General features: G+C 69.5%; 16 protein-coding genes. 9 read left to right on the top strand and 7 right to left on the bottom strand.

From position 1 onward, the window contains the following. Positions 1 to 50: 50 nt before the first annotated feature. Positions 51 to 278, top strand: coding sequence for a DUF2530 domain-containing protein (locus ACIBTM_RS11575; RefSeq protein ID WP_395876786.1), 228 nt, complete (start codon positions 51 to 53; stop codon positions 276 to 278). On the opposite strand, the gene ACIBTM_RS11570 is transcribed toward ACIBTM_RS11575, so the two are convergent. Continuing rightward, on the bottom strand, positions 275 to 3,082 hold the full coding sequence (locus ACIBTM_RS11570) for a sacsin N-terminal ATP-binding-like domain-containing protein (RefSeq protein ID WP_395876413.1): 2,808 nt from the start codon (positions 3,080 to 3,082) through the stop codon (positions 275 to 277). The genes ACIBTM_RS11575 and ACIBTM_RS11570 overlap by 4 nt on opposite strands. Further along, a complete protein-coding gene (locus ACIBTM_RS11565) occupies positions 3,072 to 4,034 on the bottom strand; it encodes a DUF3027 domain-containing protein (protein WP_395876412.1) in 963 nt (320 codons plus the stop codon). Before ACIBTM_RS11565 ends, ACIBTM_RS11570 begins: the two co-directional genes overlap by 11 nt. 49 nt (positions 4,035 to 4,083) lie before the next feature. Between ACIBTM_RS11565 and ACIBTM_RS11560 the strand changes: the two genes are divergently transcribed. The 3 genes from ACIBTM_RS11560 (at position 4,084) to ACIBTM_RS11550 (ending at position 7,382) form a co-directional block, all read left to right on the top strand. Beyond that, on the top strand, positions 4,084 to 4,845 hold the full coding sequence (locus ACIBTM_RS11560; protein ID WP_395876411.1) for a glutaminyl-peptide cyclotransferase: 762 nt from the start codon (positions 4,084 to 4,086) through the stop codon (positions 4,843 to 4,845). A gap of 109 nt (positions 4,846 to 4,954) precedes the next feature. Next, positions 4,955 to 6,889: an MFS transporter gene (locus tag ACIBTM_RS11555; protein ID WP_395876410.1), complete on the top strand. Its 1,935-nt coding sequence runs from the start codon at positions 4,955 to 4,957 to the stop codon at positions 6,887 to 6,889. A gap of 10 nt (positions 6,890 to 6,899) precedes the next feature. Beyond that, the gene (locus tag ACIBTM_RS11550; RefSeq protein WP_395876408.1) at positions 6,900 to 7,382 is read left to right on the top strand and encodes a DUF2771 family protein; all 483 of its coding nucleotides are present in this window, start codon (positions 6,900 to 6,902) and stop codon (positions 7,380 to 7,382) included. A gap of 93 nt (positions 7,383 to 7,475) precedes the next feature. Here the strand turns inward: ACIBTM_RS11550 and ACIBTM_RS11545 are convergent, their stop codons facing one another. Beyond that, positions 7,476 to 7,862, bottom strand: coding sequence for a cold-shock protein (locus ACIBTM_RS11545; RefSeq protein ID WP_016337551.1), 387 nt, complete (start codon positions 7,860 to 7,862; stop codon positions 7,476 to 7,478). A gap of 132 nt (positions 7,863 to 7,994) precedes the next feature. On the opposite strand from ACIBTM_RS11545, the gene ACIBTM_RS11540 reads away from it, so the two are divergent. Then, positions 7,995 to 8,240, top strand: a complete 246-nt coding sequence (locus tag ACIBTM_RS11540) for a hypothetical protein (RefSeq protein WP_051972318.1) — start codon at positions 7,995 to 7,997, stop codon at positions 8,238 to 8,240. Here the strand turns inward: ACIBTM_RS11540 and ACIBTM_RS11535 are convergent. Then, positions 8,176 to 8,829, bottom strand: coding sequence for an HAD family hydrolase (locus ACIBTM_RS11535; protein WP_395876407.1), 654 nt, complete (start codon positions 8,827 to 8,829; stop codon positions 8,176 to 8,178). The two genes, ACIBTM_RS11540 and ACIBTM_RS11535, sit on opposite strands and share 65 nt — an antisense overlap. A gap of 94 nt (positions 8,830 to 8,923) precedes the next feature. Here ACIBTM_RS11535 and ACIBTM_RS11530 point away from each other — a divergent pair, with 94 nt between their 5' ends. Next, a complete protein-coding gene (locus tag ACIBTM_RS11530; protein ID WP_395876406.1) occupies positions 8,924 to 9,535 on the top strand; it encodes a TetR/AcrR family transcriptional regulator in 612 nt (203 codons plus the stop codon). A 16-nt stretch (positions 9,536 to 9,551) separates the two neighbouring features. After that, positions 9,552 to 10,523, top strand: coding sequence for a R2-like ligand-binding oxidase (locus ACIBTM_RS11525; protein WP_395876405.1), 972 nt, complete (start codon positions 9,552 to 9,554; stop codon positions 10,521 to 10,523). 58 nt (positions 10,524 to 10,581) lie between these two features. Here the strand turns inward: ACIBTM_RS11525 and ACIBTM_RS11520 are convergent, their stop codons facing one another. From ACIBTM_RS11520 to ACIBTM_RS11510, 3 genes are all read right to left on the bottom strand, one after another. Beyond that, the gene (locus ACIBTM_RS11520) at positions 10,582 to 11,727 is read right to left on the bottom strand and encodes a hypothetical protein (protein ID WP_395876404.1); all 1,146 of its coding nucleotides are present in this window, start codon (positions 11,725 to 11,727) and stop codon (positions 10,582 to 10,584) included. 175 nt (positions 11,728 to 11,902) lie between these two features. Beyond that, positions 11,903 to 12,082, bottom strand: coding sequence for a hypothetical protein (locus ACIBTM_RS11515; protein WP_395876403.1), 180 nt, complete (start codon positions 12,080 to 12,082; stop codon positions 11,903 to 11,905). Between the two features lie 164 nt (positions 12,083 to 12,246). Further along, the gene (locus tag ACIBTM_RS11510) at positions 12,247 to 13,905 is read right to left on the bottom strand and encodes an AMP-binding protein (protein WP_395876402.1); all 1,659 of its coding nucleotides are present in this window, start codon (positions 13,903 to 13,905) and stop codon (positions 12,247 to 12,249) included. A 133-nt stretch (positions 13,906 to 14,038) separates the two neighbouring features. Between ACIBTM_RS11510 and ACIBTM_RS11505 the strand changes: the two genes are divergently transcribed. Continuing rightward, positions 14,039 to 14,800, top strand: coding sequence for a PhzF family phenazine biosynthesis protein (locus tag ACIBTM_RS11505; protein ID WP_395876785.1), 762 nt, complete (start codon positions 14,039 to 14,041; stop codon positions 14,798 to 14,800). Beyond that, the gene (locus tag ACIBTM_RS11500) at positions 14,800 to 15,174 is read left to right on the top strand and encodes a YccF domain-containing protein (protein ID WP_007033375.1); all 375 of its coding nucleotides are present in this window, start codon (positions 14,800 to 14,802) and stop codon (positions 15,172 to 15,174) included. The genes ACIBTM_RS11505 and ACIBTM_RS11500 overlap by 1 nt, the downstream gene beginning before the upstream one ends. The last annotated feature ends 4 nt before the right edge of the window (positions 15,175 to 15,178 follow it).

The raw sequence follows: 15,178 nt of genomic DNA, 5'->3' as shown, positions 1-15,178 counted from the left end.
CCCTTCCCCACGTGGGCGAATCGATCAATTCCGGGGAAGTAAACGGTTCATTGCGGCCAACGCCGGAGCTGCCGAAGCGGCTGACCGACCTGACGCCGGTCGTGATCGTAGGTACCTCGCTCTGGGCGGTCGCGACCGTGGTCCTGTTCTTTGTGACCGACGGCATCTGGGTGCAGACGGCGGTCTCCGGCGTCGTGCTCGGCTTCATCGGTCTCGCGATCATCGCCTGGCAGCGCGCCGCCGCCCGCCGCGGCTCGAAGAGCGCCCAGCGCCTTTAGTTCAGGAGGGCCGAGGGCGAGGGGTCGTCGAGCAGGGCCGTCAGGACGTGGCGGTCGGCCCATCGGTCCGTGGCCCAGGCGAAGGCCCGGCCGAGGCCTTCGGGGGTGTCGGCGGCGTGCAGCCTGCCGTCGGACCACCAGGCGACCTCGTGTTCCGCGTCCTCGAAGGTCACCGTCAGCGCCTCGTGCAGCAGCACTCCGCCCTCGGGCGGTTCGACGCCCAGCTGATCGGCGGCCAGCCGGAGCGCGGACAGCTCCGTCCACGGCACGTACTCACCGTCTTCGGTGACCTTGGCGTCGAGACCGCTCGCCACCGGCAGGTCCAGCAGTTCCGCCAGCGCGGCGGCGCCGCTCGCCGCGACGACCATCCGCTCCGGCGGCAGCACGGCGGCGAACCACGGCACGTCGAGCACGACGGCGTCGCGAGCGTCGACGGCCGAGCCGTCCGCGGCGCGGACCCGGTCCGGCGCGGGAACGTCCACTGTGTACTCGGCGAGGGCCGCGTGCGCCCGGGAAGCGAGCCCGGGGCTCACCTTGCGCTCGGGGTCCCCGAGCCGCTCCAGGAGATCTTCGACGTCTTCGGCGTCGGCTCCCAGTTCCGTCCGGACACCGGCGGCGAGCAGGATCTCCTTGCTCAGCCCCGAATCCGGGACGACGTCGTAGAGCCCGGCCAGCGCCGGCGCTTCCGGCATCCGCCAATCGAGCGGCGCTTGCCCGTCCAGCAGCGCGTACCGCGCGAGCCACCAGCCGGTGTGCCCACCGGGTTCGGTGAGGGCGCGCCAGGTTTCGGGACGCGCCGCGAGCAGGCGCAGCGCCTCCGGCCAGGCGTCGTCGCCGACGAGGTCGAGGTCGCGCACGGCGAGCACCCGTGACGGCGGCCGTTCCCGGGAGTCCCACCACTCGTGCTCGTCGGGCAGTCCGTGTTCGGGTTCGAGCGGTTCGTCGTCGGTGATGATCGCGAACGAATCGAGCACGCCGACCGCGACGAGCGTGGCCATCGGCCAGTCTTCGGCGAATTCCTCGTCCAGCACGGACAAAGCGCCGTCTTCTTCGAACACCTCGGGGTCGAAGATGTCGCCGAGCGGCGACGTCGGCAGGACGAGTTCGTCGGCGCGACGCCAGCCGTCCTCGCTCGGTAGCGCCAGCGCACCCGCCCATTCGGGGGCTTCGTCGCCGACCTCGGCGATCAGGCGGAGCACCGCGCCCGCGAGCGCCATACCGTCCAAACCGGACCGGACGTCTTCGACACTGCGTTCGACGGCCGCGCTCAGGGCGTCGGCTTCCAGCAGATCGCTCGCCTCGGCATGCTTGGCACCCAAGCGTTCCAGCAACGGATGTGCCGCGGCCGGGTGCACCAGCCGCAACCCGATGATGTCCACATCGGACAGAAGTTCGAGCAGTTCCGCCGAGCCGCCGACGAGCAGCGCGTCACGGACACCGGGCAAGGTGCGGCCGTCCGACATCGGCACCGGCAACGCGCCGAGATCGTCCTTGGTGAGGTCGTGGGCTTCGAGCGCCGGGAGCAGCACATCGTAGAGCGAGCGCCACCACGATGGCTCGCGCTGGGCCCCGGTCAGCAGCTCGATGGCTTCGGCGGGCGAAAGCGACCGTGCGCCGACCGCACGAAGGTCCACACCGGACAGTGAAATCAGTCCGGGCACGAGATCGGCCAGCAGCGGCGCCAATCCCGGCACGTCCACCGAAAGGACACGCGCCTGGCGCCCCGGCAGGTCATCACCCGCCTGCGCGGGAAGCCAGGGTGAGTCGCTGAGGTTCTCAAGGATGGCCTCGCGCAGCGTTCCGTCCACAGTGGAACGCGGGAAACCCGCGCCGGGTACGAGCGCCAGACGTTCCTTGCCCGGCAAGGAACAAACGAGGTCGACGTACTCCCGCGCCGCGTTCTTCAACGCCGCGGTCAGCTCCGGCCCCGGCAGCGCGCGGCGGCGGGACGGCTCGATCGGGAGCGTCGCGATCAGCCTGGCGGGCAGGGAAAGCTCGTCGTCGGTGGGGGTCGGCGCGTGCAGCACGTCTTCACCGAGCGGGCGGGGCGAACCGGATCCGTCCAGCGGGACGGCCCAGACGACCTCGCCGCGATGGACCTGCCAGTGCTCGGAACCATCCGGCGACGCGATCTCGACGACACCGTCGCCGAGATCGGACCGGCGCCAGACACCGCCTTCGACCTCGACACTCTCCAGCCAGGGCAAGGTGAGCAGGAGATCGCCGATGTCGTTCTTGAGGTCCGCCAGCAGAACCTGACCGTCGACGCCCTCGCGCAGCGGGAGCCGGACCTCGGTGGTGAAACCTTCGGGCACGGGAGGCTCGTCCTCCGCGACCGGCCACGGCAGCCGCAGCACGGGAACGTCGCCGGTGCGATCGGCTTCGGCCCGCGTGCGTGCCGCGGAGAACGCGACCCCACCGGTCACCGAAACGATCCTCGGCTCGGCGGAAACCGTGAGCACGGCGGCGAATCCGACGCCGAACCGGCCGACGGTCTCCTCCCCCTTGCCGGAAGCGCGAAGGGAGGCAAGGGATTCGACCCCGCGGGCGTCCAAAGGCGCGCCCGTGTTGGCGAACCTCAGCTCGCCGTCCACAACGGACACCCGAAGCCTGCCGCGGTCACCGGCGGCGAGGGCGGCGTCGGCGGCGTTCTGCGCCAGCTCGACGAACAGCCGGTCGCGGTAGCCACCGACACGCAGGTCGTTCTCGGTGTTCGTGTCCTCGGTGAACCGCGTCGGCGAATCGGCCCACGCCCGCAGGACGGCGGCGCGGAGCCGCTCGGTGCCGAACGGGTCAGTGCTCACTGGCGCTTTCGGCCTCGACCTGCGCCTCGTCAGCGGTTTCCGAGGATTCGACGGCTACGGCCTCCGGCTCGACCTCCGGCTGTACCTCCGCGGTCTCGGGCGCCTCGGCCACCGGAGCCTCGGGCTCGTCGACGACCGTGGCCTCGGCGGGCTCGGGCTCGGGTTCGGGTTCGGGAGCCTCGGCAGGGGTCTCCGGAGCCGGCTCGAAGTCCATCAGCGAGTCGTCGTAGACCAGTTCCGCCACCGGCACCGACGAGGTCACCTCGACCTCGATCTCGGAATGCGCGCCGCAGCCGTACTCGACGTCGACGACATGGCCGTCCGCCGGGGAGATGTCGTTGGTGCACGCGCCGAAGGCCGCGCTGAGCGACCCCGCGAGCGGCACGAAGAAGCCGCAGCTCCCGCAGACGTCGGGCGCGCTGCGCGCCATATCCGACCGCGGGCCGAACTCACCGCCGTGCCAGCGGGCGGCGGCGTCGAGCCTGCCGTGCCGGGACAGCACGTGGACCCGGCCGAGACCGGTCTCCTTGGCGACCGCTTCGACCGCAGGGTCGTCGGACTCCAGGTACGCCGGGGCGAGCCGCGGGTCGTCCTTCTCCACCGGGAAGATGTCGCCGACGCCGAGGTCGCCCGCCTGCACCCGGCGGTCCCACGGCACCCACGCCGGGGCGACCCGGGCGTCCGGACCCGGGATCAGCACGACCTCGCTGACCGTGATCGGCTCGTCCTCACCGGCGAGCGCGACCGTCACCGACCAGCGCCAGCCTCGATACCCCGTCACGGTCGCCTCGAACAGGTGGCTCGCGGAGACCGCGTCCTCCCGGTCCACGCCGACGTGCGCGCCGACCTGTTCGGCACCGGCGTCCTCCAGCACCGCCGCGCGGGCCAGATCGACCGCCTCGGCGAGTTTGCGCTGGATGGAGCCGTCGTCCAGGGTCAACAGCAGGGTCATGCCCCCATTCTGCCGCACGCGATATCGCGGTCCGTGTCAGGCTGTCCGCGTGCGCACGCTGATGACCACCTCGCTCCTGCTGGCCGCCGTCCTCGGTGGCTGCGCCGCCGCGCCGGTGAGCGACGCCGCCCCGCCCGCGCCCGAGAAACTCAAGGTGCGGGTGCTCTCGACACTGCCCCACGACCCGGCCGCCTTCACCCAGGGCCTCGAGTTCTCCGGCGACACCCTGTACGAGGGCACCGGCCTGGTCGGGAAGTCGTCCATGCGGGCCGGGCCCGCGGGCGGCACGCCGTCGGTCCGGCGGGAACTGCCCGGCCTGTTCGGCGAGGGCATCACGGTGCTCGGGGCGACGGCCTGGCAGATCACCTGGAAGGACGGCGTCGCGATCGAACGCGACGCCAAGACGCTGGCCGAGCTGAGGCGGGTGACGTACACCGGCGAGGGCTGGGGTCTGTGCCACCGCGACGGGCGGCTGATGATGAGCGACGGGTCGTCGAAGCTGACCTTCCGCGATCCTGTGTCCTTCGCGCCGACAGGCAGTGTCGATGTCGGCCGTGACCAGCTGAACGAGCTGGAATGCGTCGGCGACGCCGTGTACGCGAACGTCTGGCAGACCGACCGGATCCTGCGGATCGACGCCGCGACCGGGCGGGTCACCGGCGAGATCGACGCTTCCGGCCTGCTGGAGGAGGCCGAGCGTGGTTCAGCGGACGTCCTCAACGGCATCGCGGCGGTGCCCGGCACCGACGAATTCCTGATCACCGGCAAGCTCTGGCCCCGGATGTTCAGGGTGAAGTTCGTCCCGGTTTAGGTCGAAAACAGCGAAGCTTGCTTCTCCTTTGAGGGTGGCGGCGGGGGCATGGATGGAGAAAGCAGTGGTGAACGCGCGAAGCGAGTCCCGCGTAAGGCAGGATTGAACCGTGGGAATCTTCGGCTCGAACTCTGGACCCGACGGCACGCGTTCCGGCCGGTCGGGCAAGGAGCGCGGCCGCAAGAGCAAGCGGAAGTGGACGCCGGAGCCCGGCGCCGCCCAGGCGCGCAGCTGGTCCGCACCGCCGCCGACCAGGGTCGACCAGCAGCCGGTGCCGCCGCGCGCGGCCCGCCCGCAGCCGCCGCACCAGCCCCAGTACCAGCCGCATCCGGCCGGGCCCACCGCCGACGAAGCGCGCACCAGCGCGATCCCGATGGGACACCAGCAGCCACCGCCGCCCCCTCCGCCGAGGACTCCTCCCCGTGGCGCGCGGCCGTACCCGCCCGATCCTTCGCAGCGTCAGACCGAACCCGTCCGGCGTCGTCCGGGCGGGTTCTACGACGAACACCCGCCGGGAAGCGGCGAGTACGAGCACTACGACACCGGCGGTTACGCGGGCGAGCCGCGCTACGCCGAGGAGCCGCCGCACGAGCACCCGACGACCGCGGCCCCGCCCCGCGCGGGCTCCCTGCCGAGGATGCCGAAGAAGATCACGGTCACCCGGGTCGCGGCGATGCGCAGCCGTCAGCTCACCGGGCAGGCCGTCGGCGCCTTCCAGCGCGCGACGAAGGCGGACGGCGCCGACAAGTCGGGTCTCACTTCGCTGACGTACGCGGTGATGCTGAACTACGCCAGCGACGCCGCGATGGCGATCGCGCTGGCGAACACCCTGTTCTTCGCCGCCACCAGCGGGGAGAGCAAGGGCAAGGTCGCGCTCTACCTGCTCATCACGATCGCCCCGTTCGCGCTGGTCGCGCCCGTGATCGGCCCGGCGCTGGACAAGATCCAGCGCGGACGGCGGCTCGCGATGTGCGTGTCCTCGGCGGGACAGGCGCTGATGGCGATCGTGATGGCGCTGCATTTCGACGACTGGCTCCTGTACCCGGCGGCGCTGGGCATGATGGTGCTCTCGAAGTCGTTCACCGTGCTCAAGGCCGCGGTGACACCACGGGTGCTGCCGCCCGAGATCACGCTGTCCAAGACCAACGCGCGGCTGACCGTGTTCGGCCTCGTCGCGGCCGGCGTGTTCGGCGCGCTGGCGAGCGGGGTCAACGCGATCTGGGGTTCACAGGGCGCGCTGTGGTTCACCATGCTGATCTGCGTCGCGGCCGCGGTGCAGTCGATGCGCATCCCGTCCTGGGTCGAGAAGACCGAGGGCGAGGTACCCGCGTCGCTGTCCGCGCATCCCGAGCGGCGGGTCAAGAAGCAGCGGCAGCCGATGGGGCGGCAGATCGTCGTCTCGCTGTGGGGCAACGGCACCGTCCGCGTGCTGACCGGGTTCCTGATGATGTTCTCCGCGTTCGCCGTGAAGGCGCAGGCCGAAGGCAGCGGGCAGAGCCCGTTCGACCAGTTGCTGCTGCTCGGCATCATCGGCGCCGCGGCGGGCGTCGGCGGTTTCCTCGGCAACGCGCTGGGTTCGCGGCTGCACTTCGGCAAACCGGATCAGGTGATCCTGGCCTGTGTCGGAGCCTGTCTCGGCATCGCGATCATCGCCACCGTGGCGGCCGGGCTGGCGACGGCGGCGATCGTCGCGCTCGTCGGCGCGACCGCGAGCGCGCTGGCGAAGATCAGCCTCGACGCCGTGATCCAGGAGGATCTGCCGGAAGAGTCGCGCGCTTCGGCGTTCGGGCGGTCGGAGACCGTACTGCAGATGTCCTGGTGTTTCGGCGGCGCTGTCGGCCTGCTGCTGCCACCGACGTACTGGATCGGCTTCCTGGTGCTGTCGATCCTGCTGGCCGTCGGGTTCACGCAGACGTTCATGGTCCGGCGCGGGACTTCGCTGATCCCGGGACTCGGCGGCGACCGGCCGCTGCGCCCGGAGCCGACCAGCGAATCGCCGATCCCCTCGCAGCCCGGTGACTCCCGGTGGCGGCCGGGCTCGTAATCTTCACCGTATGCGGCGACTTCGTATTTTGGCCCTGCTCGCGGCGGGTGGTTTCGTGGTGGCCGGTTGCGCGGCCCCCGGCCCCGAAGAGGTGACCTTCTTCGCCGACGGCAAGACGGTGAACGTCTCCCCGCTGGCCGCGTGCGACATCAAGAGCAACCAGTGCACCACCAGGCCCGACGCCGCGGGCAAGCTGCGGATCCGGCCGGGGAAGCCCGTGCAGATCTCGGTGCCGAGCGCGATCGCGGAAACGCCGTGGAAGGTCACGGTGCAGTACGTGAACGGCAAGGGCGAGCCGCAGGAGCTCAAGCAGGACATCATCACGTCGCTGGACCGGTTCGCCTACACCGTGACGACACCCCGGCCCGACGACCAGATCCTCGTCGTCGAGGTCGCGCAGGCTTCGGTGATCAGCCAGACCGGACGGCCTGAGGACGCCGAGGCGGTCACGACGGCGATCTGGTCGCTGCAGGTCGAGCCGCCGGCCGCCTGAGCTCCTCCCCTCACGTGCCATGAACGGTCCGTTCCTTGCGAAATTTGCAAGGAACGGACCGTTCATAGCGCGCTACGAGGGTGGGGCCGCCGATCAGGGATCGAGGTCCCGCGCGACGGCGCGCATGATCTCGGCGATCTGCTTGGTGTTCTTGCGGTCCGGGTAGCGGTTGCGCCGCAGATCCGGCTGCACCTTGAGCTCGAGCAGCTTGATCATGTCCTCGATGAGCCCGTGCAGCTCTTCGGCGGGGCGACGGCGCGCCTCGGCGACCGAGGGCGGCGGATCCAGCAGCCGGACGGAGAGCGCTTGCGGGCCGCGGCGGCCGTCGGCGACACCGAACTCGAGGCGCTGGCCCGCCTTGAGCCCTTCGACGCCCTGCGGCAGCGCGGCTTTGCGGATGTAGACGTCGGCGCCCCCATCCTGGGTGACGAAACCGAAACCCTTCTCCGCGTCGTACCACTTGACCTTGCCGGTCGGCACTTCCCTCACCAATCCTTTGCTGTCCCGCTCACAACGAACGCGCCCGGGGGCGTACCCAGGGCGCGCGTCCCATAAGCGTATCTCGCCACAGGCCCTGTGGAGAAGCGGATACCGGCGGATACCCTCTCCTTCATGGAGACCGCAGTAAAGGAGGCCGCTGTGGCCGTCCCCGAAAAGCCCGGCAAACCGATCCTCATGCGCGTCGGCATCGGCCTGTTCGCGCTGGGCATGATCGCCGTCACAGCGGTTTTCGTCATGTTCGCCGCCGGACTCGAAAACCTGCCGGTGTGGCTGTCCGCCGCGGCGGGCGTGATCACTCCGCTGGGGCTCGCCCTCGGCCTGATCGCCCTGATTCGCGAGGCTCGCCGAAAGAGCTGAACCAGCCGGGGAACTCGGTCAGCGAGTCGAACACCACGTCGGCTCCTTCCGCGAGCAGCTCTTCCTTGGTGCACGGGCCCGTCGTGACCCCGACCGGGACCGCATCCGCCGCCAGCGCGCCGCGGATGTCGCCGACGTGATCCCCGACGTAGACGCGGGCGCCGTGCTCGGTGAGCGCGGCGGCCTTCTCGGTCGACCACAGCTCCCCGACCAGGACGTCGACCTCCAGACCGAGCGCGTCCAGGTGAAGTTTCGCGTTGGGCCCGTATTTGCCGGTGACGACGACGGTGCGCCCGCCCGCCGCGCGAACCGCGTGCAGTGCTTCGGCCGCCCCGGGCAGCGCGACCGTCACCGGCACGACCGTCTCCGGGTACATCGCGCGGAAGCGTGCCACCAGCTCCGGGATGCGCTCCTCCGGCGCGCCGAAACCGCGCAGGCTGGCGTCGAGTGGCGGGCCGAGGTTGGCCGCGAAGTATTCGCCGTCCAGCGGCAGGCCGGATTCCACGCCGAGCGCGTTCATCACCGCGACCATGCCCGGCCGCGGATCGATCAATGTCATGTCGAGGTCGAACCCCACGGTGATGCCCACACGATCACGGTAGCCGTCACCACCGACCGATTTACATCGGATCGGCGCTCGTCAACTTCTTTGACATGGACGTGATCTGTGTCAAGCTAGCGGTGTGGGCGAGATCACGAGCTTCTCCGATCGGACCAAGGCCTCCCTGCGGGAGGCGCTGCTCGACGCGGCCACCGAGCTGCTCACCGAACACGGCTACACGGCCCTGCGGATGGCGGACGTCGCCGCTCGCGCCGGCGTGAGCAGGCAGACCGTCTACAACGAGTTCGGCAACAAGGGCACGCTCGCCGAAGCCGTGGTCCTCCGGACGACTTCGGAGTTCCTGGAAGGCATCCGCCTGCGCGTCCAGGACGCGCCGGACCTGCGCGACGGGATCCGTGAGGCGGTCGTGTACACGATCGAGCACGCCCGCGAGAACCGGCTCGTCGCCACCACGCTGGGCACCGAAGCGGGCGAGGACCTGCTTCCCCTGCTCACCACCAAGGGCGAACCGATCCTGACCGCGGCCACCGAGGTCGCGGCCGGGCAGTACCGCGAGTTCGAGCCGTCGCTCTCCCCGGAATCCGCCACGCTGCTGGCGGAGACCGTCGTCCGGCTTTCCCTGTCCCATCTCGTCATGCCGACGCATTCGGCCGACGAGGCGGCGGCGGCGGTCGTCGCCGTGCTGGCACCCGCGATACGGGCGCTGACCACCGATTCGTCCACAATGGAGTGACACGAAGGGGTACGTCATGACCGACACGCTCTCCGAGCTGCGGACCGGGTTTTCCTCACTGCGCAAGGGCGGACTGAACTGGGACTCGTTCCCGCTGCGGCTGTTCGTCAAGGGGAACAAGAAGTTCTGGAACCCGGCCGACATCGACTTCTCCCGCGAACGCGAGGGCTGGGAAACCCTCAACCCGGAACAGCAGCGGTCGACGACCTATCTGGTGGCGCAGTTCATCGCGGGGGAAGAGGCGGTCACCGAAGACATCCAGCCGTTCATGCGGGCGATGTCCGCGACCGGCCGCTTCGGCGACGAGATGTACCTGACGCAGTTCTGTTTCGAAGAGGCCAAGCACACCGAGGTGTTCCGGCGCTGGATGGACGCCGTCGGGCTGACCGAGGACCTGCACCCGTACGTCGCGGAGAATCCCCACTACCGCAAGCTTTTCTACGAAGAGCTGCCACAGTCCCTGCGCGCGCTGGAAGACGATCCCAGCCCGCTCAACCAGATCCGCGCGAGCGTCACCTACAACCACGTCATCGAGGGCAGTCTCGCGCTGACCGGGTACTACTCGTGGCAGCTGATCTGCACGCAGCACGACATCCTGCCGGGCATGCAGGAACTGGTGCGCCGTATCGGCGACGACGAACGCCGCCACATGGCGTGGGGCACCTTCACCTGCCGCCGTCACGTCGCCGCGGACGATTCGCTGTGGGACGCGGTGCAGCAACGGATGGGCGAACTGCTTCCCCACGCGCTGGGCATGATCCAGTGGGTGCAGGACCAGTTCGAGGAGATCCCGTTCGACAACGATCCGGAGGAGATCATCCAGTACGCGGCCGACCGGGCGCAGCGGCGTCTCGGCGCGATCGAGTCCGCGCGCGGGATGCCGCCGGAGCAGATCGACCTCGACTACTCGCCGGAAAACCTCGAAGAGACCTTCGGCGAGGAAGACGCGAAGGCGATCGCCGCGGCTGCCGCCAACTCCGCGGCCTGATCGCGCGTGAAGGCCCCCTTCCCTCGGCTGAGCCGAGGGAAGGGGGCCTTCACGCGCGTTATCCGGCGGGCCAGTACACGGCGTGGCTACGGCCGTTTTCGTTGTCGGACAAGCCGGCGATCGTCCCGTTCGCGGTGATGTGGGTGGCGACGCTGTAGGAACCACCTGGCAACGCGCCGAGAACCGTCGGAGTGCCGTTCGCCGACCACTTCGTCGCGATGTTGTTCTCCAGGCCCACGACCGTCCCGGCCCGGTCGACGTCGTAACCCAGTCCGCGCGCGGTCGAAAGCGTCGTGCGGATCCCCGCACGGTTCCACTTGACCGGGCTTTCCGTGCCGAACACCAGATAGCCGCCGCCGGCCGCGACACCGGCGTTGTTCACCGCGCGCGCCCAGCCCGGGTCCCGTTCCGGCCAGTCGAGCCAGGTCATCCGCCCGTCACGCTCCCACCGCACGGGTTTCGGGTTGCCGTTCACGTCGGCGCTTCCGACGATCACGCCGAAATCGTTCATGTCCTCCGCGGTGCTGTACGGATTTCCCGGGGAAAGATCGGTGATCGCACCGGCGAGATTCCAGCGCACGACGTGGTTGTTCCCGGCGGCGTCGGACGCCGTTCCGGCGACGGTCCTGCCGTCCGGGGTGATCCATTCCGCGTTCGCGTAGGCGCCGCCCGGCAGCCCGCCGAGGTCCACCACCTTGCCATCCGGATTCCACCGGACCGCGTGCATCGTCCCGTCCGCCGCGCGCCCGGCGCCGACGATCACCCCGCCGTCGGTGATCGCGTTCGCGGTCGCGTAGTCCCCGCCGGGCAGGTACGGCAAGGCGGTCACCGTGCCGTCGGATGCCCACTTGACCGCCGCTTGGTTCCAGTTCGCGTCCTTGTGGGCCCAGCCGACCGCGACCCCACCGCGGTTGACGTCCGTCGCCTTGCTCTGCTCGCCGCCGAGACCGGGCAACGCGGAGATCCGGCCCCGCGCGTCCCATTTCGCCGCGTGGTACTTGATCTGACCTTCCAGCGGTGTCGACGAACCGACCATGACGCCGTCGTCGTTGATCGCGTTGACCTCGCTGTACTGGTCCCCCGGCAGCGTGCCCAGATCGATCGGGACGGTCGCGGTGGCGGCCGCCACGCCGGGCAGTATCAGTGGCAGGACCACCAGCGAGCCGGCCAGAGCGAGAACTCTTCTGCTTCGCTTGAGTGTCATGACCTTCTCCCCTTCGCGGCGGTTCGGGTCCGCCGCGAAGGGAACACGCGGCAACGTTGTGACAGGTTGCCTCGAAGTGTCAGCTTGGGCTGAAAGGGCCCTTCACCACGTCTGACGCGGTGAAGGGCCCTTTCAGCTCCTTACGCTCAGAGCCCGATCGCGCCGAGGGTGCCGCTCACCACGCCCTGGTCGCCTCCGCCGTCGGTGCTGGAGTGGGTCTCACTGGACCCGGCACCGTCCTGGCCGGCCCAGCCGCTGTGCTGCCGTAGGTGTCCGCCGAGGCGATGCCCGCGGCTCCGATGGTCAGTGGCAACGCCAGTGCCGAGGCGATCAATGTGCGGCGAATCGTACGCATGAGAATTCCCCTTTTCCTTACGGTTGCGGGATTTCTGTTCGGGACGCTGTCACCGTCCTGATCGCAGGCTGCCCGTCGTGGCGGAGTCCCATGCGTACGGAAGCTGTGAACGATCACACCGCGCGGGAGGCCCATCCGAAGCGAGCAGGCCTCCGAAACGGCGGTCAGGCGTGTTCGGTCGCCGCAGCCTTCTCCAGCCCGAGGATGCTGATCGACTCCGCCCGCATCTCGACCTTGCGCACCTTGCCGGTCACCGTCATCGGGAACTCCTCTACGACATGGACGTAGCGCGGGATCTTGTAGCGCGCCAGCTTGCCCTCGCAGAACTCTCGCACCGCTTCGGCCGTCAGCGGCTCCGCGCCCTCGCGCATGCGGACCCAGGCCATGAGTTCCTCGCCGTACTTCTCGTCCGGGACGCCGATCACCTGCGCGTCGAGGATGTCCGGATGGGTGTAGAGGAACTCCTCGATCTCGCGCGGGTACAGGTTCTCACCGCCGCGGATGACCATGTCCTTGATCCGGCCGGTGATGTTGACGTACCCGTCGGCGTCCATGATCGCGAGGTCGCCGGTGTGCATCCACCGCGCCGCGTCGATCGCCTCGGCCGTCTTGTCGGCCTGTTCCCAGTAACCCAGCATCACCGAGTAGCCGCGGGTGCAGAGCTCGCCCGGTTCGCCGCGTGGCACGGTCAGCCCGGTCTCCGGATCGACGACCTTGACCTCCAGATGCGGACCGACCCGCCCGACCGTCGACACCCGCCGCTCCACCGAATCGTGCGCCCGGGTCTGCGTCGAAACCGGCGACGTCTCGGTCATGCCGTAGCAGATCGACACCTCCGTCATGCCCATCCGGTCGATGACCTGCTTCATCACCTCGACCGGGCACGGCGAGCCCGCCATGATCCCGGTGCGCAGTGAGGACAGGTCGTGGGAGGCGAAGTCCGGGTCGGCCAGTTCGGCGATGAACATCGTCGGAACCCCGTACAGGGACGTGCATTTCTCGGCCGCGACGGCTTCGAGGGTGGCCTTCGGCTCGAACGCGGGCGCCGGGATGACCATGCAGGCGCCGTGGCTCGTCGCCGCGAGATTGCCCATCACCATGCCGAAGCAGTGATAGAAGGGCACGGGGATGCAGATCTTGTCGGCTTCGGTGTAGTTGCAGAGTTCGCCGACGAAGTAGCCGTTGTTGAGGATGTTGTGGTGGCTGAGCGTGGCCCCCTTGGGGAAACCCGTGGTGCCGGAGGTGTACTGGATGTTGATCGGGTCGTCCGCGGAGAGTTCGGCCTGCCGCTTCACCAGCGGCGCGCGGCCGGCTTCGCGGCCGGTCTCCAGCAGCGACGGCCACTCCGGGCCGTCGAGCAGCACGACGTGTTCCAGCGCCGGGCATTTCGGTCCCGCTTCGGCGATCATGCCCGCGTAGTCCGAGGTCTTGAACGAGTTCGCGGCCACGATGAGCTTGATCCCGGCCTGGTTCAGCACGTATTCGAGTTCGTGCGAGCGGTACGCCGGGTTGATGTTGACCAGGATCGCGCCGATCTTCGCGGTGGCGTACTGGACGCAGGTCCACTCCCAGCGGTTCGGCGACCAGATGCCGACGCGGTCGCCCTTGGCGATCCCGAGGTCGAGCAGGCCCAGCGCGAGCGCGTCCACTTCGGCCGCGAGTTCGGTGTAGGTCCAGCGTTTCCCGGCCGCGCGGTCGACGAGCGCGTCCCGGTCACCGAAGGCGGCGACGGTGCGGTCGAAGTTGTCGCCGATGGTGTCCCCCAGCAGCGGGGTGGCCGAGATTCCCGATGCGTAGCTCGGTACTGCGGGGGCGTCGGGCATGGAGACTCCTGCGTTCGGCGGCATCGACGCGTCGAGTCTAGGAACGCGGCGTGACGGCGGCCACCTGCAAGTGGAGACCACCTCGGGGGAAACCCGGAGGCCCGCTCCGGCGGTGGCCGATATCGTCGAGGGCATGCGCCTCTACATCGTCGACGCCTTCACCTCCGAAGCCTTCGCCGGTAACTCCGCCGGTGTGGTGCTGCTGGACTCCCCGGGCGACGCGGGCTGGATGCAGTCCGTCGCCGCCGAGTTGAAGCACGCCGAGACAGCCTTCGTCGAGGTCGGTGGCGAAGGGCCGAAGTCGCTTCGCTGGTTCACGCCGGAGACCGAGGTCGATCTGTGCGGGCACGCGACGCTGGCGACCACACACGTCCTCGGCGGCGAGCAGACCTTCACGACGAGAAGCGGCGAGTTGCGCTGCCGAGCCGAGGACAGCTGGGTGTCGATGGACTTCCCGGCCGATCCGCCCCGCGAGTCGGACGACGACCTGTCCTCGATCCTGCCGGGCCTGGAGTTCGAGTACGTCGGGCGCAGCAAGCACAACCTGTTCGCGGTGGTGGACGACGCTTCCGTGGTGCGCTCGCTCGCCCCGGATCTGGCCGCGCTGCGCGCGCACTGGAACGGGCGGCTGATGGTCACCGCCCCGGGTGACGTGGACGGGATCGACTTCGTCACCCGGTTCTTCGCGCCGGGCGTCGGCATCGACGAAGACCCGGTCACCGGTTCCGCGCACTGTGTCCTCGCGCCGTACTGGGCCGCCCGGCTCGGCCGCGACAAGCTGGTCGGCGAACAGGCCTCGGCCCGCGGCGGCATCGTGCGGATGAGTCTCGAAGGCGACCGCGTCCTGCTTTCGGGGCAGGCGGTCACCGTGGCCAGCGGGGAGTTGCACGTCTGATGCGCCTGATCCTGAACGTCATCTGGCTCGTGCTGTGCGGCTTGTGGATGGCGCTCGGCTACATCGTCGCCGGCGTCATCTGCTGCATCCTGATCGTCACCATCCCGTTCGGGCTGGCGTCGTTCCGGATCGCGGCGTACGCGCTCTGGCCGTTCGGCCGCACCGTGGTGGACCGGCGGGACGCCGGGGCCGCGTCGACGATCGGCAACGTCATCTGGTTCATCTTCGCCGGGCTTTGGCTCGCCATCGGGCATGTGCTGACCGGGGTGGCGCTGTGCGTCACGATCATCGGGATCCCGCTGGGCGTGGCGAACTTCAAGATGATCCCGGTCTCGCTGATGCCGCTGGGCAAGGAGATCGTCGAGCTTCCGTGACGGC

Source organism: Amycolatopsis sp. NPDC049868 (genome assembly GCF_044461365.1).
Taxonomy (GTDB): domain Bacteria; phylum Actinomycetota; class Actinomycetes; order Mycobacteriales; family Pseudonocardiaceae; genus Amycolatopsis.
This window is presented reverse-complemented; position numbering and strand designations above follow the sequence as displayed.